Raw genomic sequence first — 22,809 nt, 5'->3', positions numbered from 1 at the left:
CGGCAACGAGCCGGGGCCCGGGCCGGACGGCACACCTCCCCTGTACGTCGTCCCCCCCCCCACCCCGGACGCGCCCCCGCGCCTCAAACGCCGGCGGGGCTGGAAAATCCAGCCCCGCCGGCGTTTGAGGCACTGGGTCTGGGGCGGAGCCCCAGGTTTGGCGCCTAGACCACGGCTCCGCGGCCGGGGTCGTCGTCCTCGTCGTCGCCGTGCTGCATGCGTGCGACCAGCGTCGCGAACCCGCCCAGGAAGCCCCCGATGCCGAGCGTCGTCAGCCACCAGGTCATGTCCCACTGCAGCAGCACCGCGAGCAGCAGCAGCACCGGCCCGCCGACCACCGCGAGCCACGCGAACTTCGACGTCGTGTCCGCCGGCGGCAGCTCCGGCTCCGGCTGGACGAAGTGGCCCTCGTCCGCCGGCGTCAGGTCGTCCTCCTGCGGCTGCGCCAGCGAGTGGTCCCGCGGGCCCGCCATGCCCACGCCCGGGGCGAAGACCACCGAGCTGCCCAGCCCGGCGGCGGCCGGCGGCTCGGGCTCGGCCTTCGGCTCGGGCTTCGGCTCCGGTCCCGCCTCCGGTACGGCCGGCAGCGGCTTGACGTCCTCCTCCGGCAGGAGGATGTTCTCGATCGGCTTGAACGGCCGGGCCCCCGGCGGGTCCGGCGGCTCCTGCCCGTACCCGGCGACGATCGCCGCCCACGCCGCTTCCTCGTCCAGCGGCGGGACCCCGCCCGACTGCTCCTCGTGCTCAGCCACCGGCCTCCGCCCCCTCCCTGCCCACGCTCTCCGCCAGTCGGCCGACGAACGCATAGCTGTCCGCGAAGATCCGCTCCGCGTCATGGTCCAACGTCGCGACGTGGTAGCTCTGTTCCAGGAGGGTCTCGGTGACGTCCGTGGAGGAGACCCGCGCCAGGATCCGCGCGGAGTCGACGGGCGGTACGACGTGGTCCTGCGGGCTGTGCAGCAGCAGCAGCGGCTGCGTGACCTGCGGCAGGTCGGCGTCCACGAGCTGCAGGAACTTCCGCAGCGAGTGCGCGGCCCGGGTCGGGACCCGGTCGTAGCCGACTTCCTCCGAGCCCGGCTTGGCGATGTCGCTGGCGATGCCCGGCGTCGAGCGGATGAAGTGCTTGGCCACCGGAAGGGCGACGGCCAGCGGGTCGTGCACCTTGTTCGCCGGGTTGACGAGCACGATGCCGCTGATGGCGTCCCCGTGCTTGGCGGCCAGCCGCAGGGTCAGCGCGCCGCCCATCGACAGCCCGAAGACGAACACCTGCTCGCACCGGTCCAGCAGTTCCCGCAGGGCGCGGTCGACCTCCGCGTACCAGTCCTGCCAGCCCGTGAGCTGCATGTCCTGCCAGCGCGTCCCGTGTCCGGGCAGCAGCGGAAGCGACACCGTGAGTCCCTGCCCGGCGAGGTACTCGGCCCAGGGGCGCAGCGACTGCGGGGAACCGGTGAAGCCGTGGCAGAGGAGGACGCCGACCTCTCCGCCCTCGTGGCGGAACGGCTCGGCTCCAGGGAGGACGGGCACCAGGGTCTCCTTGATCATGATGTACGTCGGGTGGGTGCGTTGCTCTGTGTGACTTCACCGTACGCGACCGGGGTGGCACCGGCCAGGGTCGTCGGGCCGCTGCCGCGGGAGCCAGGGGATATGGTCTGTTCGACAGACACAGGAAGGCTTTCGAGTTGATCTACGGCGCAATGAAGTTCTCCATCGGCGGTTCACTGAAGCTCGCTTTCAGGCCGTGGGTGGAGGGCCTCGAGAACATTCCCGCGGAGGGGCCGGCGATCCTCGCGAGCAACCACCTGTCCTTCTCCGACTCCTTCTTCCTTCCGGCCGTGCTGGACCGGAAGGTCACCTTCATCGCGAAGGCGGAGTACTTCACCTCCCCGGGCGTCAAGGGCAAGCTGACGGCCGCCTTCTTCAAGGGCGTCGGCCAGCTCCCGGTGGACCGCTCCGGTGCGCGCGGGGCCGGCGAGGCCGCGATCAAGAGCGGCATCGAGGTCATCGAGCGGGGGGAGCTGTTCGGTATTTACCCCGAGGGCACGCGTTCACCCGACGGACGCCTGTACCGCGGCAAGCCCGGCGGGCTGGCCCGGGTGGCGCTGGCCACCGGCGCACCCGTGATCCCCGTGGCGATGATCGACACCGAGAAGATCCAGCCGCCCGGCAAGGTGGTGCCCAAGCTGATGCGCCCGGGCATCCGGATCGGCAAGCCGCTGGACTTCAGCCGCTACCACGGCATGGACGGTGACCGCTTCATCCTGCGCTCGGTGACCGACGAGGTCATGTACGAGATCATGAAGCTCTCCGGCCAGGAGTACGTCGACATCTACGCGACGGCGGCGAAGCGCCAGATCGCCGACGCGGAGAAGGCCGAGAAGGCGGAGAAGACCGGCAAGGCCGAGAAGGCCGACGGCAAGCCGGAGTAGGTCGGGCGGTACCGCCCGCAGGGGGTGGGGGAGATGGCGAAACGCGAACGCGTCGTACGCATGTCGGTCGAGCAGCCGCTTTGGCGTGCCCTGACGGCGTACCGGCTGCTGACGATGGTCTACGCGGTGCTGCTGTTCGCCTCCGCCTACAAGCGGTACCCGCACCCCTGGATCGCGGCCGGCTACCTCGCCTTCCTCGCCGTCTGGACCCTGGCCACCACCTCGAAGGTGGCCAACGCCGCCAGCTGCACCAAGGGCTTCCTCGTCGCCGACCTCACCGTCGCCATCGTCGGGATCGGGCTGACCCCGCTCGCCGACACGCACGAGCGGATCACCGGGGGCGGTCCCACCCTCCCCACGATCTGGACCGGGGGCGCCGTCCTCGGGTTCGCGATCAAGGGCGGCTGGCGCTGGGCCTGCTTCGCCTCCACCTTCGTGGCCGCGGCCACGATCCTCATCCACGGCGGCCAGCCCACCCGGGACGCGCTGCACAACGTGCTGCTCGTCTGGGTCTCCTCCGTGGCCATCGGCTACGTCGTCGAGGTCGCCCGGGCCAGTGAGAACACCCTCGCCCGCGCCCTGGAGATCGAGGCCGCCACCCGCGAGCGCGAGCGCCTCGCCCGTGACATCCACGACGGGGTCCTCCAGGTCCTCGCCATGGTCCAGCGGCGCGGCGCCGAGGTGGGCGGGGAGGCCGCCGAGCTGGGCCGGATGGCGGGAGAGCAGGAGGTGGCGCTGCGCACGCTGGTCACCACCGGCCTGGCGCACCCCTCCCGGGTCTCCTCCGACGAGTCGCGCGGCGCGCTGGTGGACACGTACGAGGTGGACGAGTCGGGCGGCGACGACGGCGAGCTGGACCTGCGCACGCTCCTCGCCCCGCACGCCGGGTCCCGGGTGAGCTTCGCCGAGCCGGGCACCCCGGTGCCGCTGCCGGTACCCGCCGCGAAGGAGCTGGCCGCGGCGGTCGGCGCCGCCCTCGACAACGTGCGCAAGCACGCGGGCGAGGGAGCCAGGGCCTGGATCCTGGTCGAGGACTGGGGCGACGAGGTGATCGTGACCGTCCGCGACGACGGCCCGGGCATCCCGGCGGGCCGGCTCGACCAGGCGGAGGGCGAGGGCCGGATGGGCGTGGCCCTGTCGATCCGAGGCCGGCTGCGCGACCTCGGCGGCAGCGCCGATCTGGTGTCCGTCCCCGGACAGGGCACCGAAGTGGAACTGAAAGTACCGAGGGGGAGAACCCAATGAGCACGAAGGAACCGCACGAGATCAGGGTGATGGTCGTCGACGACCACCCGATGTGGCGGGACGCGGTCGCCCGCGACCTGGCCGCCGCCGGCTTCGACGTCGTGGCGACCGCCGGCGACGGCCCCGAGGCGGTACGCCGGGCCCGCGCCGTCACCCCCGACGTCCTGGTCCTCGACCTCAACCTGCCCGGCATGCCGGGCGTGCAGGTCTGCAAGGAACTGGTCGGCGCCCACCCCGCGCTGCGCGTCCTGGTGCTGTCCGCCAGCGGTGAGCACGCGGACGTCCTGGAGGCGGTGAAGTCCGGCGCGACCGGCTACCTGCTGAAGTCCGCCGGCGCCCAGGAGCTGATCGACGCGGTCCGCCGCACCGCGGCCGGCGACCCCGTCTTCACCCCGGGCCTGGCCGGTCTGGTGCTCGGCGAGTACCGGCGCCTCGCCACCGACCCGGTGCCCACCGCCTCCGACGAGCCGAAGGCGCCGCAACTGACCGACCGCGAGACCGAGGTGCTGCGCCTGGTGGCCAAGGGGCTCTCGTACAAGCAGATCGCGGAGCGGCTGGTCATCTCCCACCGCACCGTGCAGAACCACGTCCAGAACACCCTGGGCAAGCTGCAGTTGCACAACCGGGTGGAGCTGGTCCGGTACGCCATAGAGCGGGGCCTCGACGACGCGTAGGCACCCGTTCGCCGGGCGTCGATCGTACTTTCGTCCTCGTACGAGTGAACGGGCGTACGCAACGCCCCGCGATTCCACCGGAATTGACCCCTTCAGGACCCTTGCTGTGACCTGCGTCACCACTAGCGTGACCGTCATGGCGAAGGGAGATGCAATGAAGGTCGGAGTGCTGACCGGTGGCGGAGACTGCCCCGGGCTCAACGCGGTGATCAGGGCCGTCGTCCGCAAGGGCACCCAGGAGTACGGCTGCGAGTTCGTCGGGTTCAAGGACGGCTGGCGGGGCGCGGTCGAGGGGAGGACCGTCCCGCTCGACATCCCCGCCGTCCGCGGCATCCTGCCCCGGGGCGGCACCATCCTCGGCTCCTCGCGCACCAACCCGTTCAAGACGGAGAACGGGGTGCGCGACATCAAGGAGAACCTCGCCAAGTACGAGGTGGACGCGCTCGTCGCGATCGGCGGCGAGGACACCCTCGGCGTCGCCGCCAAGCTGTACGAGGAGTACGGCATCCCCTGCGTCGGCGTGCCCAAGACGATCGACAACGACCTGTCCGCCACGGACTACACCTTCGGCTTCGACACCGCCGTCGGCATCGCGACCGAGGCGATCGACCGGCTGCACACCACGGCCGAGTCGCACATGCGGGTGCTCGTCGTCGAGGTCATGGGCCGGCACGCCGGCTGGATCGCCCTGCACTCGGGGCTCGCCGGCGGCGCCAACGTCATCCTCATCCCGGAGCAGCGCTTCGACATGGACGAGGTGTGCGCCTGGGTGACCTCCCGCTTCAAGGCGAGCTACGCCCCGATCGTCGTGGTCGCCGAGGGCGCGATGCCCAAGGACGGGGACCTGGTGCTGAAGGACGCCACCAAGGACTCCTTCGGACACGTCCGACTGTCGGGCGTGGGCGAGTGGCTGGCCAAGGAGATCGAGGCGCGGACCGGCAAGGAGGCCCGCACGACCGTGCTCGGGCACATCCAGCGGGGCGGCACGCCCAGCGCCTTCGACCGCTGGCTGGCGACCCGGTTCGGGCTGCACGCGATCGACGCGGTGCACGACGGGGACTTCGGCAAGATGGTCGCGCTCAAGGGGACGGACATCGTCCGGGTGCCGATCGCGGAGGCGACGGCGCGGCTGAAGACGGTGGACCCCGCGCTCTACAAGGAGGTGGGGGTCTTCTTCGGCTGACGTCGCAGGTCCGGGGCCGCTGCGCGGTGCCCCAGGGGCACCGCGCAGCGGCGGCGCGCCGGCTACGCCGGGGCCGGGGACATCACGCCGGTCAGGAGCTCGCGCAGCAGGTCCGCGCCGCGGAGGGTGAGGACGGACTCCGGGTGGAACTGGACCCCCGCGAAGCCGCCGCCGACGGAGCGGACCGCGTGGACCTCCCCGGTCGCCGGGTCGCGGGACACCTCGACGCCCGAAGCCGCCAGCCGGCCCTCGCCCGATGCGTCGCAGTGCGCGGTGTACGTGTTGTAGAAGCCGACCACCTCCTGCGCCCCGAACAGGTCGATCCGGGTCTGCGCCCCCTGCGCCGGCTCCGCCTTGCGGATCAGCGGCAGCCCCAGCTCGGCCGCCAGCAGCTCGTGCCCCAGGCAGACCCCGACCAGCCCGTGCCGGTGCCCGGCCAGCAGTTCCGCCGCCAGCGCGCGCAGCATCCGCATCTTGGGGTCCGAGGCGTCCGCCGGATTGCCCGGACCGGGGCCCAGGACGATCGGGCCCGCCCAGGACAGGGCCGCCGCCCGCAGCCCCGGATCGTCGTAGCGGCGTACGGTCACCTCCAGCCCGGCCACCCGCAGGACGTGCGCCAGCATCGCCGTGAAGGTGTCCTCGCCGTCCACCACCAGCACGTGGCCGGTCAGGGAGGCCGGCCGCTCCTGCATGCGCAGCCAGAAGGGGGCCAGGTCCGAGCGCCGGGCCGCCAGGGCCGCCCGCACCCGCGGGTCGTCCGCCAGCCGCGCGCCCTCGAAGGCCGGCCGGGGTGCGGCCGGCCGCACCCCGAGCGCCGCCAGCACCCCCGCCGCCTTCGCGTGCGTCTCCGCGACCTCGCCCGCCGGGTCGGAGTGCCGTACGAGCGTGGCGCCCACCGGCACCCGCAGCACGCCGTCCGGGGCGATGTCGGCGGTGCGGATCAGGATGGGGGAGTCCAGCGTCTGCGCCCCGGCCGCGTCCTGTCCGAGCAGCGCCAGGGCCCCCGCGTAGTAGCCGCGGCCCCCGCTCTCGTACCGCTCGATCACGCGGCAGGCGTTCTGCACCGGCGAGCCGGTGACCGTCGCCGCGAACATCGTCTCGCGCAGCACCTCCCGCACGTCCAGCGATGAGCGCCCGCGCAGCTCGTACTCGGTGTGCGCGAGGTGGGACATCTCCTTCAGCCGCGGTCCGACGACGACCCCGCCGCGGTCGCCGACGGTGCACATCATCTTGAGTTCCTCGTCGACGACCATCGACAGCTCCTCGGTCTCCTTGCGGTCGCCGAGGAAGGCGAGGAGGGAGTCCACGGTGGGTCCCCCGGCCGGATACCGGTAGGTCCCGCTGATCGGGTTCATCACGACGGTGCCCCCGGACATCCGCACGTGCACCTCGGGGCTCGCCCCGACCAGCGTCCGCTCGCCGGTGTGGACGACGTACGTCCAGTACGCGCCGCGCTCGCCCAGCAGCAGCCGCCGGAACAGGGCGAGGGCGTCGGCCCGGCCGAAGCCGTCGATGCGGCCCTCGTAGGTGCGCCGGATGACGAAGTTCGCGCCCTCGCCGCGGCCGATCTCGTCCTCGATGACCCGCTCGACCGTGGCCGCGTACTGCGCGTCGGGGACGTCGAAGCCGCCGCCCTCGACCCGCACCTCGTGCGCGGGCAGCGCGGCCAGCGCCTCGGCGAGCGGGATCTCGTACGCCTCCTCGGCGACCAGCACGCTCAGCGGCGTGCCGTCGTCGCGTACGTCGAACCCGCGCTCCCGGATCTGCCGGAAGGGGACGAGGGCGAGGGTGGGCAGCTCGCGGACGGGCAGGTCGGCGAGGTGTTCGGCCTCGTGGACGGCGCCGATCAGCACCTCGACGGTGTCGTGGTCGCGGCCGGGGGTCCGCCGGCGCAGCAGGGCGAACGGCGGGCAGGAGTCGTCGAGCAGCCGGCTCAGCCGGCTCAGCCGGTTCGGTCGGCTCGGTCGGTTCAGGGGCCTGGGGGTCATGGGCGGGGCGTCCTTCCGGTGGGAGGAACGGCGCCCGCGTCGCAAACACGGAAGGCCGCCCCTCGGGGCGGCCTTCGCGTCGTCGCGTGTCGTTTCAGGTACGCGCGAGAAGTGTGCCGCCGGGAGCGGGCCACCACCGGTTCTGGTTCGAGTGCGCGTACACGGGAGGCACCCTAGCCCAGGGCGGCCGCGCGGCGCTGGATCCGTCTCACGGCGTGGGCTGAACCATGGATTCCGTTCCTCAGGGGTCCCCCTGCCCTTCGAGCAGGACCGTCTCACGTTGTGGGCGGAGGGCGGGATGAGACGTATGACGCCGTAATGTGTACGAGGTGACCGTGAACGCTGAAACCCAAGCCCCCGCCGCCAAGGCGACCTGGCGAGACCTTCCCGCGGCGCAGCAGCCTTCGTACCCCGATGCCGAGGCTCTGCGCGCTGTCGTCGCGGACCTCGAGTCGTATCCTCCGCTCGTTTTCGCGGGTGAGTGCGACCAGCTGCGTGCCCGTCTGGGAGCCGTCGCCAAGGGCGAGGCGTTCCTCCTCCAGGGCGGCGACTGTGCCGAGGCCTTCGACGGCGTGTCCGCCGAACACATCCGCGCCAAGCTGAAGACGCTGCTCCAGATGAGTGCCGTACTGACGTACGCGGCCTCCGTGCCGGTCGTCAAGGTCGGCCGCATCGCGGGCCAGTACTCCAAGCCGCGCTCCAAGGACACCGAGACCCGCGACGGCGTCACCCTGCCGACCTACCGCGGCGACTCCGTCAACGGCTTCGCCTTCACCGAAGAGGCCCGGATCCCGGACCCCGAGCGGCTGAAGCGCATGTACAACGCCTCCGCCTCCACGCTCAACCTGGTGCGCGCCTTCACCACCGGTGGTTACGCCGACCTGCGCCAGGTGCACGCCTGGAACCAGGACTTCGTGAAGTCCTCCCCGTCCGGTCAGCGGTACGAGCAGCTGGCGCGGGAGATCGACAACGCGCTGAACTTCATGAAGGCGTGCGGCACCGACCCGGCCGAGTTCAAGGCCGTCGAGTTCTACGCCTCCCACGAGGCGCTGCTGCTCGACTACGAGGGCGCGCTGACCCGCACCGACTCGCGTACCGGCAAGCTGTACGACACCTCCGGCCACATGGTCTGGATCGGTGAGCGCACCCGCCAGCTGGACCACGCGCACATCGAGTTCTGCTCGCAGATCGCCAACCCGATCGGCATCAAGCTCGGCCCCACCACCACGGTGGACGAGGCGCTGACCTACATCGACCGCCTGGACCCCGAGCGCGAGCCGGGCCGGCTGACCTTCGTCGTCCGCATGGGCGCCGACAAGGTCCGCGACAAGCTCCCCGAGCTGGTCGAGAAGGTCACCGCCTCCGGTGCGGTCGTCGGCTGGGTCACCGACCCGATGCACGGCAACACCTTCGAGGCGGCCTCCGGCCACAAGACGCGCCGTTTCGACGACGTGCTCGACGAGGTCAAGGGCTTCTTCGAGGTCCACAAGGCCCTGGGCACCCACCCGGGCGGCATCCACGTCGAGCTCACCGGTGACGACGTCACCGAGTGCGTGGGCGGCGGCGACGAGATCTTCGTCGACGACCTGCACCAGCGCTACGAGACGGCCTGCGACCCGCGGCTCAACCGCAGCCAGTCCCTGGACCTGGCGTTCCTGGTCGCCGAGATGTACCGGGACCAGTAGGGATCAGTCAGTACCTTCGTACGACGATGGGGCGCGGATCGATGTGATCCGCGCCCCATCCTCGTATCCAGGTCTTTTAGGTCACCCTAACTTTGGGTACGGTTAGGTAAGCCTCACCGAATAGGGGATGGCTCGTAGAACCATTCCGCCCAGGGAGGTGAACCGCGTGTACGTCTGCTCTTGCTTCGGGATCACCGACAAGCAGGTCAAGGAACACGCGGCCGCCGGGGCCTGCACCCCGCGCCAGATCGCCTCGGCCACCAAGGCCGGCACCGACTGCGGCTCCTGCGTGCGCACCATCCAGGGCATACTCGGCCGCGGCGCCTGTCCGCGCCGGGAGCTGCTGGAGAAGGGTGACGCTACGGCCGTGCTCGCCGCCGAGACGGAGCGTGCGCCCGCACTGGCGGAAGCGGCCTGATCGGCTCCTGATCGGCCGGGCCGGCTGTCAGCTCGGCTGCTCGATCAGCTGCGCGATGTAGAGCGGCTCGCCCAGGGACTCGATGAGCTCCAGCTGGGTGTCGAGGTAGTCGATGTGGTGCTCCTCGTCCTCGAGGATCTCCTCGAAGAGGCGCGCCGAGGTGATGTCGCCCTTGCCGCGCATGACCTCGATACCGCGCTTGAGCCGGTCGATGGCCTCGACCTCGACCTGGCGGTCCGCCTGGAACATCTCCGTGATCGTCTGTCCGACGCGCACGTGGAAGAGCCGCTGGTAGTTCGGCAGGCCGTCGAGCATCAGGATGCGCTCGGTGATCTTGTCCGCGTGCTTCATCTCGTCGATGGATTCTTCACGCGTGTACTTGGCGAGCTTGGTCCAGCCCTTGTTGTCCTGGATGCGGTAGTGCAGCCAGTACTGATTGATGGCCGTCAGCTCGCCGGTCAGCTGCTCGTTCAGAAACTCAAGGACCTCGGGGTCGCCCTGCATCGCAGAGGCTCCTTCCAGGCAATGTCAGTTACGTGACGGGGCTGGGGGTACCTCCCAGTGGTAACTGGGGGATCTGCGCGCATCCTTGCACTGCCGCCGGAGGCCGTCCAGTAAGTGCCTCCTTAGTGGGAGTTGCCGTGACTTGCCCGAATCGGTCCAGACCTGGTCATGACCACCCTGCCCAGTCTGTCACCATGGAGTCATGGGTCAGCCGGAAAGCCGGGAATCTCCGGGAGCAGAGCCGCTGGAGCTTCCACCGGGGCAGCGGCTGCAGCGGGGCTGGCCGGTCACCCATTACGGGCCCGTGCCCAAGTTCAAGCCGGACCGCTGGGAATTCCGGGTCTTCGGCGCGACGGCCGACGGGGACAAGCACTGCTGGAACCACGAGGAGTTCACGGCCCTGCCGTTCGACTCCGTCGTGGCGGACCTGCACTGCGTCACCAAGTTCAGCATGCAGGGCGCCGAATGGGGCGGTGTGCTCGCCCGCGAGATCCTGGCCCTGGCGCCGCCCGCGCCGCAGGTCACGCACGTGATGGTGTGGGCCGAGTACGGCTTCAGCTCCAACCTGCGGCTGGCCGACTTCGCTTCCGCGCGGACCGTCTTCGCCACCCACCAGGGCGGTGAACTGCTCACCGCCGAGCACGGTTTCCCCGTGCGGCTCGTGGTTCCGCACCTGTACGCCTGGAAGGGCCCCAAGTGGGTCCGCGGCATCGAGTACATGACGGCCGACCGCCGCGGCTTCTGGGAGGAGCGCGGCTACCACAACATAGGCGACCCCTGGCGCGAGCAGCGCTACTCGTACCAGGAGGAGCCCGGGGACGGTCCCGAGCTGTAGGCCCGGGGGCGGCCGGCCCTCAGTGGTGGTACTGGTGGACGACCGCGTGACCCTTGCCGCGGCCGATCATCCACTTGTTGACGGGGACCGTGACCACGAAGGCGACGGCGAGCGAGAGCGCGAGCACCGTCCAGAACAGCGGCTCCGAGAGGTGCGCGTCCATCGCGCCGGGCCACAGGGCGATCACCCCGTTGTCGATCAGCTCCATGACGGCGATCGAAAGGGTGTCGGCGGCCAGGGCCACCCGGATGGCCGTACGGAGGTCGACGCCGGCGGAGAGGATCCCGCGCAGGGTGAGGGCGTAGCCGAAGAAGAACGCCAGCACGATCGCCAGGATCATGGTCGACACGTTCCCCCACCCGAGTGCCGTGCCGATGATCATGCCCAGCACCTCGCCGATGGCGCACCCGGTGAGGCAGTGGAGGGTGGCCCGGGCGGCCATGGCCCAGGTGGCCTTGCCCGCGTGAGGGCCGGTCTCGTGACCGTGGCCGCCGTGGTGCTGGTGGTCTTCGTGATGCCCGTGGTCCGCGTGTGCCTGCTCCATGACGACCCCCTGATGGGAAATGCCGAGTAGCGGTGCTGTCGATATGACAGAACCGTATACCCCCCGGGGGTATTCCTCAAGGGATCACCGGATCACTGCGGGCCGCGCAGCTCCTTCAGCAGCGCCACGTCCGCCGCATGCCCTTCCTTGCCGCCCGGGGTCTCGGTGATCAGCGGTACGCCCTCCATCGCGGGGTGCGTGAACAGCTCGGCGAAGGCCTCCCGGCCGATGTGGCCCTGCCCGATGTTGGCGTGCCGGTCCTTGTGTGCGCCCACGCCCTCCTTGGAGTCGTTCGCGTGGACCAGCTTCAGCCGGCCCTCGCCCACGGTGTCCACCAGCAGGTCGAGGGTCACCTTCGTCCCGCCCGGCTCCGCCAGGTCGTGACCGGCCGCGAAGATGTGGCAGGTGTCCAGGCAGATCCCCAGCTTCGGGTGGTGGTCGAGCGCGTCGAAGTAGGGGCCGAAGTCCCACGTGCGCGAGCACAGCGAGGAACCCTGCCCCGCCGTGGACTCCAGCAGCAGGAAGGGGTCGTCCTCGTGCGTCAGCTCGTCCAGCAGCGGCAGCATGTGTTCCCTGACCTGCGCGTACGCCGCCTCGCGCGGCCGGCCCCCGGTGGCCGACCCGGTGTGCACGACCACGCCGAGCGCGCCGATCTCCCGGCCGCGGCGCAGGGAGTGGCGCAGCGACTCCACCGACTTCTCCACGGTGGCCCCGTTGTGCGAGCCGAAGTTGATCAGGTACGGGGCGTGCACGTACGCCGGAATCGCCTCGGCCGCGCACTGCGCCCGGAACAGCTCGTCCTGGGCCGGATTGCCGACCGGGGTGGCCCAGCCGCGCGGATTGGCGACGAAGACCTGGACGGCCTCGGCGCCCATCTCGCGGGCGTAGGGCAGCCCGACCTTCGCGAGGCCGCCCGCCACGGGGACGTGCCCGCCGACTGGATTGCGTACCACTGCGTCTTACAGCCCCTTGGTCCGGATGGTGATCGTGCTGCCCTCGGGGGCGTTCAGCCCGCCCAGCACCGACTGGGCGTCCACCGTGTTGCTGAAGGAGAGGAAGGGACGCTCCACCTTCACCTTGAAGCCGGCGGCCTCCAGCGCCTTGCGGGCCGCCTCCACGTCCTGGCCGGTCACGTTCGGGACCGGAACCGGGCGCGGGCCCTTGGACACGGTCAGCGTGACCGTGTCACCGGCCGCGGCCTGGGTGCCGGCGCCGATCGACTGGTTGGCGACCGTGCCGGCCGCCGCGGGGGAGTTGACCTGCTCGGGGGCGGTCGCCACCTTGAGCCCCAGCGCCTCCAGGCTGGCCGTCGCCTGGTCGACGGGGAGCCCGGTCACGGTCGGGACCGACACCGGGCGGCCCTTGCTGACGACGAGCGAGACCGCCGTGTCCGGCGCCCGCTTGTCGCCGACCGCCGGGTCGGAGCTGATCACCGAACCCAGAGCGACGTCCTGGCTGAAGGCCTGCGTGACGATGCCGGGCGCCAGCCCGGACTTCGTCAGCTCGGCCTTGGCCTCCTCCAGCGGCCTGCCCTTGAGGTTGGGCACGGCAACGACCTCGGGGCCGCGGGAGATGGTGAGGGTCACGGCGCCGTTGCCGCGGATCCGCCGGCCGCCCGGGGGATCGGTGTTCATCACCGTCCCGCGGTCGAAGGCGTCGCTGAACTTCCGGTCGACCCCCTTCACGCCGAGCCCCGCCGCGGACAGCTGGGACCGGGCCTGCGCCTCGGTCTTGCCGAGCAGGTTCGGGACCTTCGTGAACTGGCCGGAGTTGATGTACCAGACGCCGGTGCCCACCCCGAGGGCGAGCAGCACCCCGGCGATGATCAGGAACACGCCACGGCGGGGGCGTCCGGCGGGCGCCTGCCGGTGCGCGGCGGGCGCGGCGGGCGGCGGCGGCAGGGTCTCCAGCCGGGAGGTGAGGTTCACGGGCTGCGCGGCCACCGGGCGCGGGATCACACCGGTGCGGTCCTCGGCGGAGGACCGCACCTCGGCGCGCGCCTGCGGCGGTACGGCGTCCAGCTCGGCGTCGCTGAGCCGGCCGCGGGCCTCACGGGTGAGGCCGAGCAGCGCGGCGGCGTCGTAGGGGCGCAGCTCGGGATTGCGGGCGGTGGCCTGCGCGACGAGCTCGTCGAGGCCGACGGGGAGCCCCGGGACCGCGGCGGACGGCGGCGGGACGTCCTCGTGGAGGTGCTGGTAGAGGACCTGCGCGGGGCTGTCGCCGAGGTGGGGCTTGGCGCCGGTGAGCATCTCGTAGAGGACGACACCGCAGGCGTAGACGTCCACGCGGGTGTCGGCGACGCCGCTCTCGATCTGTTCGGGGGCCAGGTAGGAGACGGTGCCGAGGACGGATCCGGTGGTGTTCGTGACCGAGTCCACGGACCGGACCAGCCCGAAGTCGGCGACCTTGACCCGGCCGTCGTCGCCGATCAGGACGTTCTCGGGCTTCATGTCGCGGTGGACGAAGCCGGCCCGGTGGGCGGCGCCGAGGGCGGCGAGCACGGGTTCGAGGATGTCGAGCGCGGCCCGCGGCTGGAGCGCGCCGCGCTCGCGGAGCACGTCGCGCAGGGTGCAGCCGGAGACGTACTCCATGGCGAGGTAGACGTACGGCCCGTCCGTGCCCTGGTCGAAGACGGCGACCACGTTGGGGTGGGCGAGCCGGGCCACGGACTTCGCCTCGCGGATGAAGCGGTCGACGAAGGCGGCGTCGGCGGCGAGCGCCGGGTGCATCACCTTCAGGGCGAGCACGCGGTCGAGGCGGGTGTCGACGGCCCGGTAGACCGTGGCCATGCCGCCGGCCGCGATGCGGGCGTCGATGCGGTAGCGGCCGTCGAGCACGCGCCCGACGAGGGGGTCTTCCAGGGTCGTATCCACGCCGCGATTCTATTGGGGCGCCGCGGCTACCCCGCCTGGGTGGTCCGCCTTGCAGCGCAGCTGTGACGTCCGAGCCGCCCGCGCCGCCGCCACCAGGGGCTCCGCGCCTTTCAGCCTCGCCGGCGTTTGAGGCGCGGGCGCGGAGCGCCGTAGGGGGTCCGGGGCGGAGCGCCGGCGGGAGACCCGCGGGTCAGAACGCCGGGCGTTCGGGGTCCAGGACGGCTCGGCCCTCCGCAGGAGAGGAGGCCTCGGCGAAGCGGCGTTGCGGAATGCGCCCCGCGCGGAACGCGAGCCGCCCCGCCGAGACGGCGTCCCGCATGGCGGACGCCATCAGCACCGGCTCCTGCGCCCGCGTCACCGCGGAGGCCAGCATCACCGCCGCGCAGCCCAGTTCCATCGCGAGGGCGGCGTCCGACGCCGTGCCCGCGCCCGCGTCCAGGATGACCGGTACCGACGCCCGCTCCGTGATCAGCTCGAAGTTGTGCGGGTTGCGGATGCCCATCCCCGAACCGATGGGGGACCCGAGCGGCATGATCGCCGCGCAGCCCACGTCCTCCAGCTTCCGGGCGAGCACCGGGTCGTCGTTCGTGTACGGGAGGACCGTGAAGCCCTCGTCCACCAGGATCTCGGCGGCGTCCAGCAGCTCGACGCCGTCCGGCAGGAGGGTCCGCTCGTCCGCGACCACCTCCAGCTTGATCCAGTCCGTGCCCAGTGCCTCCCGGGCCAGCCGGGCCGTGAGCACGGCCTCGCCCGCCGTGAAGCAGCCCGCCGTGTTGGGCAGGACCGCGATGCCGAGCCTGGTCAGGACGGAGAGGACGGAGCCCTGGACCGTGGGGTCGAGGCGCCGCATCGCGACCGTGGTGAGTTCGGTGCCGGAGGCGACCAGGGAGCGTTCCAGCACGTCCAGGCTCGGGGCCCCACCGGTGCCCATGATCAGGCGGGAGGAGAAGGTCCGGCCGCCCAGGGTGAAGAGGTCGTCAGCCATGCCGCTCAGCCCCCCTGGACCGCGGTGAGGATTTCGACCCGGTCGCCGTCGCCCACCGGCGTGGCCGGCCACTGCCCGCGCGGGACCACGGTCTCGTTGAGGGCCGCGGCGACGCCGGAGGGGGCCGCGGTCAGGGTGGCGACCACCGTGTCGAGCGTGGTGCCGGCCGCGACCTCGCGCGGCTCGCCGTTGACGGAGACGGAGACGGATACGGGGAGGCTCATGCGTACGACTCCTGACGTGCGGCGGAGAACCGGCGGGGGCTGAAGGGGCGCGCGATCTCCGGAAGTTCGCCGGTGGCCAGCAGCTCCACGAGCACCTCACCGGTGAGCGGGGTCAGCAGCACCCCGTTGCGGTAGTGCCCGGTGGCCAGGTGCAGGCCCGGCAGGTCGGTCGGGCCGAGCAGCGGGGCGTTGTCGGGCGAGCCGGGGCGCAGCCCCGCCCGGGTCTCGGTGAGGGGGAGTTCGGTGATGCCGGGGACCAGTTCGTGGGCGTCGCGCAGGAGTTCGTAGACCCCGCCCGCGGTGACCGTGGTGTCCCAGCCGAGTTCCTCGCTGGTGGCGCCGACGACGAGCTCGCCGTTCTCGCGCGGCACCAGGTAGACGTGGCTGCCGCGGACGACCGCCCGGACGGTCCGGGAGAGGAACGGCGCGTAGGCCGGGGGCACCGACAGCCGCAGGACCTGTCCCTTGACCGGCCGTACGGGAGGCACCACCTCCGCCGGTACGCCCGCCAGCCGGCCGCTGAGCGAGCCCGCCGCCAGCACCACCTGGCCGGCGCGCAGCTCCGTACCGTCGTCGAGCGCGGCCCCGGCCGCCCGGTCGGCGGTGACCAGCAGCCGTTCCACCGCCGCCCGGTGGATGATCACGCCGGCCCGCTCGCAGGCGGCCAGCAGGGCGGCCGCGAGCCGGCGCGGGTCGACCTGGTGGTCGCCGTCCACGCGCAGGCCGCCGCGTACGCCCGGGGCGAGCATGGGCTCCAGGCGGCGGCACTCGCGGCCGGTGAGCCACTCGGACTCCAGGCCGCAGCGGCGCTGCAGCGCGTGCAGTTCCCGCAGGTGGAGGCGGTCGTCGGCGTCGAGGGCGACGGCGAGGGTGCCGCAGGTGCGGAAGCCGATGTCGATGCCGCCGCTCGCGTCGGCGAGCTCGGCGGCGAAGTCGGGGTAGCGCGCGGCGGAGGCGAGACCGAGGCCCAGCAGGGCTTCCTCGCCGTAGTGCAGTTCGGTGACGGGGGCGAGCATGCCGGCCGCGACCTGGGCGGCGCCGCCGCCGGGTGCCGGGTCGGCGAGTACGGTGCGCAGCCCGCGCGCCGCGGCCCGCCAGGCGGTGACCAGGCCGATGATCCCGCCCCCGATGACGAGGACGTCGGATCCCTTCAGAGATGAGTGCATGGGCGTCCAGCCCCTCCCTTCGCCGGCATGACCCGGATCAGGTTCGTACGGTCGGAGGCCGGCCAGCCTCCCTCTCAGCCCGGTGCGCCGGACTCCCGCGATAGGTACGGTGGCCAGACTAACCCGGCCGCGGACGGCCGGTAAGGCGGCACCTATTCCTGACGGAGCGTCAGATGACTAGGGTGGCCGGGTGAGCGAGCAGACGGAACACAATCAGCGCGGCGTCGTGATCGTCGGCGCCGGAATGGCCGGGGTGCAGACCGCGGTCGCCCTGCGCGAGCAGGGCTTCGACGGCCCCCTGACCCTGCTGGGAGCCGAACCCCACCAGCCCTACGACCGACCCCCGCTGTCCAAGGCGGTCCTGCTCGGCAAGGCCGAGGACTCCGCCTTCGACGTGGACTTCGAGGGGCTCGGCATCGAGCTGCGGCTCGGCACCGAGGTCACCGGACTGCGGGCCGCCGACCACGAGCTGGACACCGAGGCCGGTCCGGTCCCGTACGAGGTCCTCGTGCTCGCGACCGGCGCCGAGCCGCTGACCCTGCCCGGCACCGAGGGCGTCCCGGGCGTCCACCTGCTGCGCACCCTGGACGACGCGGCGCGGCTGCGCCCGGTCCTGGCGGGCGCGCCCCGGGCGGTGGTCGTCGGGGCGGGCTGGATCGGCGCCGAATTCGCCACCGCGGCCCGCGAGGCCGGCTGCGCGGTGACCGTGGTCGAGGCGGCGGACCGGGTGCTGGCGGGGGCACTGCCCGCCGAGGTCGCCGAGCCGATGGCGCGCTGGTACGAGGAGGCCGGCGCCGAGCTGATCACCGGCGCGAAGGTGGCCGGGATCGAGGAGGGCCGGGTCCTGCTCGCGGACGGGCGGACCCTGCCGGCCGGCGCGGTCGTCGTGGGCATCGGAGCCCGGCCCGCCACCGCATGGCTGGCCGGGACGGGCGTGGAACGGGGCCCCGACGGCTCGGTCACCGCCGACGCCCACCTGCACACCTCGCTGCCCGGGGTGTACGCCGTCGGCGACTGCGCCTCCTTCCCGTCCGCGCGGTACGGGAAGCGGCTGCTCGTCCACCACTGGGACAACGCGCTCCAGGGGCCGCGGACGGTCGCGGCGAACATCCTGGCCGGGGCCCGGGCGGTCGGGGAGGCGGGTGAGGCGGGTGAGGTCTACGACCCGGTGCCGTACTTCTGGTCCGAGCAGTTCGGGCGCTTCGTGCAGTACGCCGGGCACCACGGCGGGGCCGACACCCTCCTCTGGCGCGGCGACCCGGCCGGGGCGACCTGGTCGGTGTGCTGGCTGCGGGCCGGCGCCCTGGTCGCCGTCCTGGCGGTGGGCCGCCCCCGCGACGTGGCCCAGGGCCGCAAGCTCATCGAAGCGGCGGTGCCACTGGACCCGACCAAGGTCGCGGACCCGGCCACCCCGCTGAAGTCGGCCACGGCCTGAATTCCGGCCTCGCCGGCGTTCGGGACGCGGGGTCCGGGGCGGCGCCCCGGTACGGGCGGCGACCCGTACGGGGCCGCCCAGGTACCGGCGGCCAGTCCGAGATGGCAGGCTTGTCTCCGTGACCGAGATTGACGCAAAGATCGATGCCCTTGTCCCCTCGTGGCTGCACCTCCCCGACATCGCGGAGATGCTGAACATCGAGGTGACCCGGGTCCGCCAGATGGTGAAGGAAGGGCAGCTCATCGCCGTACGCCGGGGCGAGAACCGCGCCCTGCAGGTACCGGCCCCCTTCATCGACGGTGACAAGGTCGTCAAGGGCCTGGTCGGGCTGCTGACCGTGCTGCGCGACGACCGCTTCACCGACGAGGAGATCCTGGAGTGGCTCTTCACCGAGGATCCGACCCTGCCCGGCACGCCCGTGCAGGCGCTGAGCGAGAATCGCGGCACGGAGGTGAAGCGCCGCGCTCAGGCGCTCGCCCTCTGACCTGATCCGCAGTTCGCTCCACCGCGGTGTACGGGCCCGCGCCCGTACACCGCCTCCACCACGGGGGGTCCACCCATGCAGCTGTCCGACGCCCGGCTCTACCTCTGCACGGACGCCCGCAAGCGGCAGGGTGACCTCCCCGAGTTCCTCGACGCCGTCCTGGCCGGAGGCGTGGACATCGTCCAGCTCCGGGACAAGGGCATGGAGGCGGGGGAGGAACTCGAACACCTCCGGGTGTTCGCCGAGGCCGCACGCCGCCACGGCAAGCTCCTCGCCGTGAACGACCGCGCCGACGTCGCCCACGCCATCGGCTCCGACGTCCTGCACCTCGGCCAGGGCGACATCCCCGTCCCCGCGGCCCGCGCCATCCTCGGCGAGCACGTGCTGATCGGCCGTTCCTGCCATGCCGAGGACGAGGTCGACGCGGCCGTCGCCGAGCCCGGCGTGGACTACTTCTGCACCGGCCCCTGCTGGCCCACGCCCACCAAGCCCGGCCGCCACGCCCCCGGCCTGGGGCTGGTCCGGTACGCGGCCTCGCTGGAGCAGGACCGCCCCTGGTTCGCCATCGGCGGCATCGACACCACGAACCTGGACGAGGTGCTGGACGCCGGCGCCACCCGCGTCGTGGTCGTCCGCGCCCTCACCGAGGCCACCGACCCCGGTGCGGCCGCCGCGGAGCTCGCCAAGCGCGTCCGGGCCCGGCGCGGCTGAGTCCTGTCCGCCCGGACAGAGGCCGAAGGCCCGGAGGTCGCAAGGGCAGGGCGAGCGCCTAGCGCCCCGGCCCCCGCTTGACCAGAGCCGGCCCCCCAGGTGTCCAAAAACGTGTCCAAAAGGCGGACAGCGCTTCGGTGACCGGCCGGCCGCGTCTAACCTGCCCACATGGCCTCTGGTACCGCTTCCACCTGGTCGGATCGTGCACACACGGTCCGCGACCTCCTCGCGTCCGGGCGCTCGTACTCCTTCGAGTTCTGGGCCCCGAAGACGGAGAAGGGCGAACGCAACCTCTGGAACGCCCTGCGCCGGGTCGAGGCGGTATCCCCCAGCTTCGTCTCCGTGACCTACGGAGCCGGCGGCTCCACGCGCGGCGGCACCGTGAAGGCCACCCAGGAGATCGCCGCCGACACCACCCTGACTCCCGTCGCGCACCTCACCGCCGTGGACCACTCGGTCGCCGAGCTGCGCAACGTCATCGGGCAGTTCGCCGACGCCGGGATCCGGAACATGCTCGTCGTGCGCGGAGACCCGCCGGGCGACCCGATGGGCGAGTGGGTGGCGCACCCCGAGGGCGTGCACTACGCCGCCGACCTGGTCCGCCTCGTCAAGGAGTCCGGCGACTTCTGCGTCGGTGTCGCGGCCTTCCCCGAGATGCACCCGCGTTCGACGGACTGGGACACGGACATCCGGCACTTCGTGGACAAGTGCCGCGCGGGCGCCGACTATGCGATCACCCAGATGTTCTTCGATCCGGAGAATTATCTGCGCCTGCGCGACAGCGTCGAGAAGGCGGGCTGCAAGACCCCGATCATCCCCGAGGTCATGCCTGTTGTGGCGATCAAGCAGCTCGACAGGCTGCCCCAACTCAGCAACGCGGTCTTCCCCGCGCATGTGAAAGAGCGCATGCTCGCCGTCAAGGACGATCCGGCCGCTGTACGCTCCATTGGCATCGAGTTCGCCACGGAGTTCTGCGCGCGGCTGCTGTCCGAGGGTGTCCCGGGGCTGCACTTCATCACGCTGAACAATTCCACGGCGACTCTCGAAATCTACGAGAACCTGGGCCTGCACCAGCGGGCCTGAGCGGCCGCCCCCCGTTCCCGCGCCGGCGGCCGTACCGAGAGGGGCCATGCATGGGAATGACGGTCCTCTACATCGCGTTCGGTTTCGTCGCGCTGTGGCTGCTTGCCGAGGTCCTGATGCAGTACAAGGCCCGGCTCCGCTGGCGCCTGCTCGCCTTCGCCGGCTTCCTCGGCGTGGTCGCCGGGGTGGTGCTGCCGTCGGTGCTGGTCATCGGGGCCGGCGCGGCGGCGTTCGCCGTGGGCCAGACCCTGGTGACGCTCTCCTTCCGCAAGGGCTTCGTCGCCGGCTGGGCCCTGCGCCGTGGCGGGGAACCCGTACGGCAGTCCAGGCGCCGCCGGTCCGGAAGCCCCGCGGCGCAGCAGGAGCCGGCGCTCCAGGTCACCGCGCTCGCGTACGAGGACGCGGACGGGGCCGGGGACGGGCCCGTCGAGGAGCGGTCGCTCCGGGACGCGCCGCCGGTGGTCTACAGCCCGGAGCCGGTGCCCGAGGACACCGGGTCCTACGGGATACAGAGTCTCGCGCCCGAGGCCGCCCAGACGGCGGCCTTCGCCTCGCCGTTCACCACGGCGGAACAGGACGCCCACCAGTACGCGGCGTACTACGACCAACAGAACCAGGGCGGCTACGACTACTCGGGCGGCTACCCGACGGGCGACCAGCAGCAGGTCTACGCCGCCTACTCGGACCCGTACATCGGCACCGGCGGCGGCGTCGTCCCGCCCCAGCCGTACGACTACACCCCGTACGCCGACTACGGACAGCAGCAGTACTCCACGGACACCCCGCCCGGCGGGGTCTGGGTCCCCCAGCAGCGGTCCACCGACGGGGCCGGCCAGCCCTACCCGATGGAGGACCAGGGCGAGCCGCAACAGCAGCAGTACCCGTACCCCCAGCAGGGCGGGTACGAGCAGTACCGCTACTGAGGGCTCACTGCGAGCCGCGGAACTCCGCGCCCTCCACGATCAGCCCGGCCACCAGCGCCCCGGTCATCCCGGCGTGCGGCAGCCCGCCGCCCGGATGCGCCCAGCCGCCCGCCAGGTAGAGCCCGGGCACGTCCGTGGTGTTGGCCGGGTGGAGCAGCCGGCCGCCGGCCCCCGCGAGGGCGGGCGACGGCACCGCGCCGCCGGGCGCACCCGTCGCCGCCTCGACATCGGCCGGGGTGCGCACCTCGTGCCACAACAGCCGCTCCCGCAGCCCCTGGACGGCCTTCTCCGCGAGGTCCAGCAGCTCGCCGGGCTCCGAGGTCCCGGGCCCGTACACGGCGCTCACGGTGACCGCCTCGTGCTCCGCGTCGGGCCGGGTGGCGGGATCGTCCGGGCGTAGCACGGTGACCTGCGCCCCCGGTGCGTGCACCAGGGTGCGGTGGGCGGCCGTGGCGGGGCGGGCGCCGCGCAGTGCGAGCAGCAGCGTGATCCGGCCGGGCGCCTGCGGCCCGCGGGCCGGGACCGCGTCCGCCGCCCGCCGCGTCGGGCCGGCGGACAGCTGCCGGGGGTCGATCGCGCAGACCACGTGATCGGCGGTCACCTCACTGCCGTCGGCCAGCAGCAGCCCGGCCGCGCGGCCGTCGCGGACCAGGACCTCGCGCACCTCCGCCCCGAACGTGAAGGCGACCTTCCGCTCCAGGCAGCGCTCGTACACGGCGGTGGCCAGGGCGCGCATCCCGCCGCGCACGTACCAGCTGCCGAAGGTCTGCTCCATGTACGGGAGCACCGTGGCCGAACCGGGCGCGGTGGCGGGGTCGATCCCGTAGGTGCGCACGACGCCGGTCAGCAGCTCGCCGAGCGCGCCGCCCAGCTCCCGGTCGGCGACCTCGGCGAGGGTCGGAGGGCGGCGGCGCAGCAGCCCGCTGCGGCGCAGGGCCGGGTACGGGTCCTCGCACAGTGCCTGCCGGGCCCCGTCCCGCAGCGGTTCCTCCAGCAGCGGGCGGCGGGTGGCGTCCCAGACGTCCCGGGCGCGGCCCAGCAGCGCGTTCCAGCGCTCGCCCGCGCCCTGGCCGAAGGCGGTGTCGAGGGCGGCGGCGACCCCGCCGTGCGAGGCGCCGGGCAGGGTGACGTCGATGCCGTGGTGGGGGAGGACGTGCCGGATGGCCGGGTTCACCTGGACCAGGTCGACGCAGTCCTCCAGGGACCGCTTGCCGGTCTTCACGAACAGGTCGCGGTAGACGGCGGGCAGGTGCAGCAGGCCGGGCCCGGTGTCGAAGGCGAAGCCCTCGCGCTCGTAGCGGCCGACGGCGCCGCCGTAGGTCGCCCCGCGCTCGTACACCGCCACCTGATGCCCCGCCACGGCCAGCCGGGCCGCCGTCGCCATCGCGCCCATGCCGGCGCCGATCACCGCAATTCGTGCCAT

The 22,809-nt window shown here is 72.4% G+C and carries 23 protein-coding genes and 1 riboswitch; of the genes, 12 read left to right on the top strand and 11 right to left on the bottom strand.

Going from position 1 to position 22,809, the window contains the following annotated elements; genetic code table 11:
- Positions 1-164: 164 nt before the first annotated feature.
- Together AB0D29_RS26390 and AB0D29_RS26385 are read right to left on the bottom strand one after the other, a co-directional pair.
- The gene (locus AB0D29_RS26390; RefSeq protein ID WP_362857569.1) at positions 165-752 is read right to left on the bottom strand and encodes a hypothetical protein; all 588 of its coding nucleotides are present in this window, start codon (positions 750-752) and stop codon (positions 165-167) included.
- Positions 745-1,524, bottom strand: a complete 780-nt coding sequence (locus tag AB0D29_RS26385) for an alpha/beta fold hydrolase (RefSeq protein ID WP_362857568.1) — start codon at positions 1,522-1,524, stop codon at positions 745-747. Before AB0D29_RS26385 ends, AB0D29_RS26390 begins: the two co-directional genes overlap by 8 nt.
- Positions 1,525-1,694: 170 nt before the next feature.
- Here AB0D29_RS26385 and AB0D29_RS26380 point away from each other — a divergent pair, with 170 nt between their 5' ends.
- From AB0D29_RS26380 to AB0D29_RS26365, 4 genes are all read left to right on the top strand, one after another.
- A complete protein-coding gene (locus tag AB0D29_RS26380; protein ID WP_351593175.1) occupies positions 1,695-2,426 on the top strand; it encodes a lysophospholipid acyltransferase family protein in 732 nt (243 codons plus the stop codon).
- Positions 2,427-2,459: 33 nt separating this feature from the next.
- Positions 2,460-3,671, top strand: coding sequence for a DUF5931 domain-containing protein (locus AB0D29_RS26375; RefSeq protein WP_362857566.1), 1,212 nt, complete (start codon positions 2,460-2,462; stop codon positions 3,669-3,671).
- A complete protein-coding gene (locus AB0D29_RS26370; RefSeq protein ID WP_327413537.1) occupies positions 3,668-4,345 on the top strand; it encodes a response regulator transcription factor in 678 nt (225 codons plus the stop codon). The genes AB0D29_RS26375 and AB0D29_RS26370 overlap by 4 nt, the downstream gene beginning before the upstream one ends.
- Before the next feature lie 154 nt (positions 4,346-4,499).
- Positions 4,500-5,528, top strand: a complete 1,029-nt coding sequence (locus tag AB0D29_RS26365; protein ID WP_362857577.1) for a 6-phosphofructokinase — start codon at positions 4,500-4,502, stop codon at positions 5,526-5,528.
- Positions 5,529-5,590: 62 nt separating this feature from the next.
- On the opposite strand, the gene AB0D29_RS26360 is transcribed toward AB0D29_RS26365, so the two are convergent.
- Positions 5,591-7,516, bottom strand: a complete 1,926-nt coding sequence (locus tag AB0D29_RS26360; protein WP_362857564.1) for an anthranilate synthase family protein — start codon at positions 7,514-7,516, stop codon at positions 5,591-5,593.
- Positions 7,517-7,845: 329 nt separating this feature from the next.
- Between AB0D29_RS26360 and AB0D29_RS26355 the strand changes: the two genes are divergently transcribed.
- Positions 7,846-9,201, top strand: coding sequence for a class II 3-deoxy-7-phosphoheptulonate synthase (locus tag AB0D29_RS26355; protein WP_351303669.1), 1,356 nt, complete (start codon positions 7,846-7,848; stop codon positions 9,199-9,201).
- A gap of 157 nt (positions 9,202-9,358) precedes the next feature.
- Positions 9,359-9,619 (top strand): (2Fe-2S)-binding protein, encoded by a 261-nt coding sequence (locus tag AB0D29_RS26350; RefSeq protein WP_362857576.1) that lies wholly within the window; start codon positions 9,359-9,361, stop codon positions 9,617-9,619.
- Between the two features lie 27 nt (positions 9,620-9,646).
- Here the strand turns inward: AB0D29_RS26350 and bfr are convergent, their stop codons facing one another.
- Positions 9,647-10,123, bottom strand: coding sequence for a bacterioferritin (bfr, locus tag AB0D29_RS26345; RefSeq protein WP_030707395.1), 477 nt, complete (start codon positions 10,121-10,123; stop codon positions 9,647-9,649).
- Between the two features lie 202 nt (positions 10,124-10,325).
- Here bfr and AB0D29_RS26340 point away from each other — a divergent pair, with 202 nt between their 5' ends.
- Complete coding sequence (locus tag AB0D29_RS26340) at positions 10,326-10,958, top strand: sulfite oxidase-like oxidoreductase (protein ID WP_362857563.1); 633 nt, start codon at positions 10,326-10,328, stop codon at positions 10,956-10,958.
- Positions 10,959-10,977: 19 nt separating this feature from the next.
- Here AB0D29_RS26340 and AB0D29_RS26335 read toward each other — a convergent pair whose 3' ends face one another.
- From AB0D29_RS26335 to thiO, 6 genes are all read right to left on the bottom strand, one after another.
- Positions 10,978-11,502, bottom strand: coding sequence for a DUF4396 domain-containing protein (locus AB0D29_RS26335; RefSeq protein ID WP_362857561.1), 525 nt, complete (start codon positions 11,500-11,502; stop codon positions 10,978-10,980).
- 92 nt (positions 11,503-11,594) lie between these two features.
- Positions 11,595-12,455, bottom strand: coding sequence for a deoxyribonuclease IV (locus AB0D29_RS26330; protein WP_362857560.1), 861 nt, complete (start codon positions 12,453-12,455; stop codon positions 11,595-11,597).
- 6 nt (positions 12,456-12,461) lie between these two features.
- Positions 12,462-14,375 carry a Stk1 family PASTA domain-containing Ser/Thr kinase gene (gene pknB, locus AB0D29_RS26325; RefSeq protein WP_362857559.1) on the bottom strand — a complete coding sequence of 638 codons (1,914 nt, stop codon included), beginning with the start codon at positions 14,373-14,375 and terminating at the stop codon, positions 12,462-12,464.
- A 190-nt stretch (positions 14,376-14,565) separates the two neighbouring features.
- Positions 14,566-15,360, bottom strand: coding sequence for a thiazole synthase (locus tag AB0D29_RS26320; protein ID WP_362810730.1), 795 nt, complete (start codon positions 15,358-15,360; stop codon positions 14,566-14,568).
- 5 nt (positions 15,361-15,365) lie between these two features.
- On the bottom strand, positions 15,366-15,584 hold the full coding sequence (gene thiS, locus AB0D29_RS26315; protein ID WP_362857557.1) for a sulfur carrier protein ThiS: 219 nt from the start codon (positions 15,582-15,584) through the stop codon (positions 15,366-15,368).
- Entirely contained in the window at positions 15,581-16,750 is a 1,170-nt protein-coding gene (gene thiO / locus AB0D29_RS26310) for a glycine oxidase ThiO (protein WP_362857555.1), read from the bottom strand. Before thiO ends, thiS begins: the two co-directional genes overlap by 4 nt.
- Positions 16,748-16,859, bottom strand: a riboswitch (TPP riboswitch). It overlaps the preceding gene by 3 nt.
- Positions 16,860-16,940: 81 nt before the next feature.
- Here thiO and AB0D29_RS26305 point away from each other — a divergent pair.
- From AB0D29_RS26305 to AB0D29_RS26285, 5 genes are all read left to right on the top strand, one after another.
- Complete coding sequence (locus AB0D29_RS26305; RefSeq protein ID WP_362857554.1) at positions 16,941-18,185, top strand: FAD-dependent oxidoreductase; 1,245 nt, start codon at positions 16,941-16,943, stop codon at positions 18,183-18,185.
- Between the two features lie 118 nt (positions 18,186-18,303).
- Positions 18,304-18,669 (top strand): Rv2175c family DNA-binding protein, encoded by a 366-nt coding sequence (locus AB0D29_RS26300; protein ID WP_362857552.1) that lies wholly within the window; start codon positions 18,304-18,306, stop codon positions 18,667-18,669.
- Positions 18,670-18,744: 75 nt separating this feature from the next.
- Complete coding sequence (gene thiE, locus AB0D29_RS26295) at positions 18,745-19,380, top strand: thiamine phosphate synthase (RefSeq protein WP_362857550.1); 636 nt, start codon at positions 18,745-18,747, stop codon at positions 19,378-19,380.
- Positions 19,381-19,548: 168 nt separating this feature from the next.
- Positions 19,549-20,463 carry a methylenetetrahydrofolate reductase [NAD(P)H] gene (gene metF / locus AB0D29_RS26290; RefSeq protein WP_362857548.1) on the top strand — a complete coding sequence of 305 codons (915 nt, stop codon included), beginning with the start codon at positions 19,549-19,551 and terminating at the stop codon, positions 20,461-20,463.
- A gap of 50 nt (positions 20,464-20,513) precedes the next feature.
- Positions 20,514-21,386, top strand: coding sequence for a hypothetical protein (locus tag AB0D29_RS26285; protein WP_362857546.1), 873 nt, complete (start codon positions 20,514-20,516; stop codon positions 21,384-21,386).
- A gap of 4 nt (positions 21,387-21,390) precedes the next feature.
- Here AB0D29_RS26285 and AB0D29_RS26280 read toward each other — a convergent pair whose 3' ends face one another.
- Positions 21,391-22,809 (bottom strand): NAD(P)/FAD-dependent oxidoreductase, encoded by a 1,419-nt coding sequence (locus tag AB0D29_RS26280; RefSeq protein WP_362857544.1) that lies wholly within the window; start codon positions 22,807-22,809, stop codon positions 21,391-21,393.

The organism is Streptomyces sp. NPDC048424, from assembly GCF_040651555.1.
Classification (GTDB): domain Bacteria; phylum Actinomycetota; class Actinomycetes; order Streptomycetales; family Streptomycetaceae; genus Streptomyces.
This window is presented reverse-complemented; position numbering and strand designations above follow the sequence as displayed.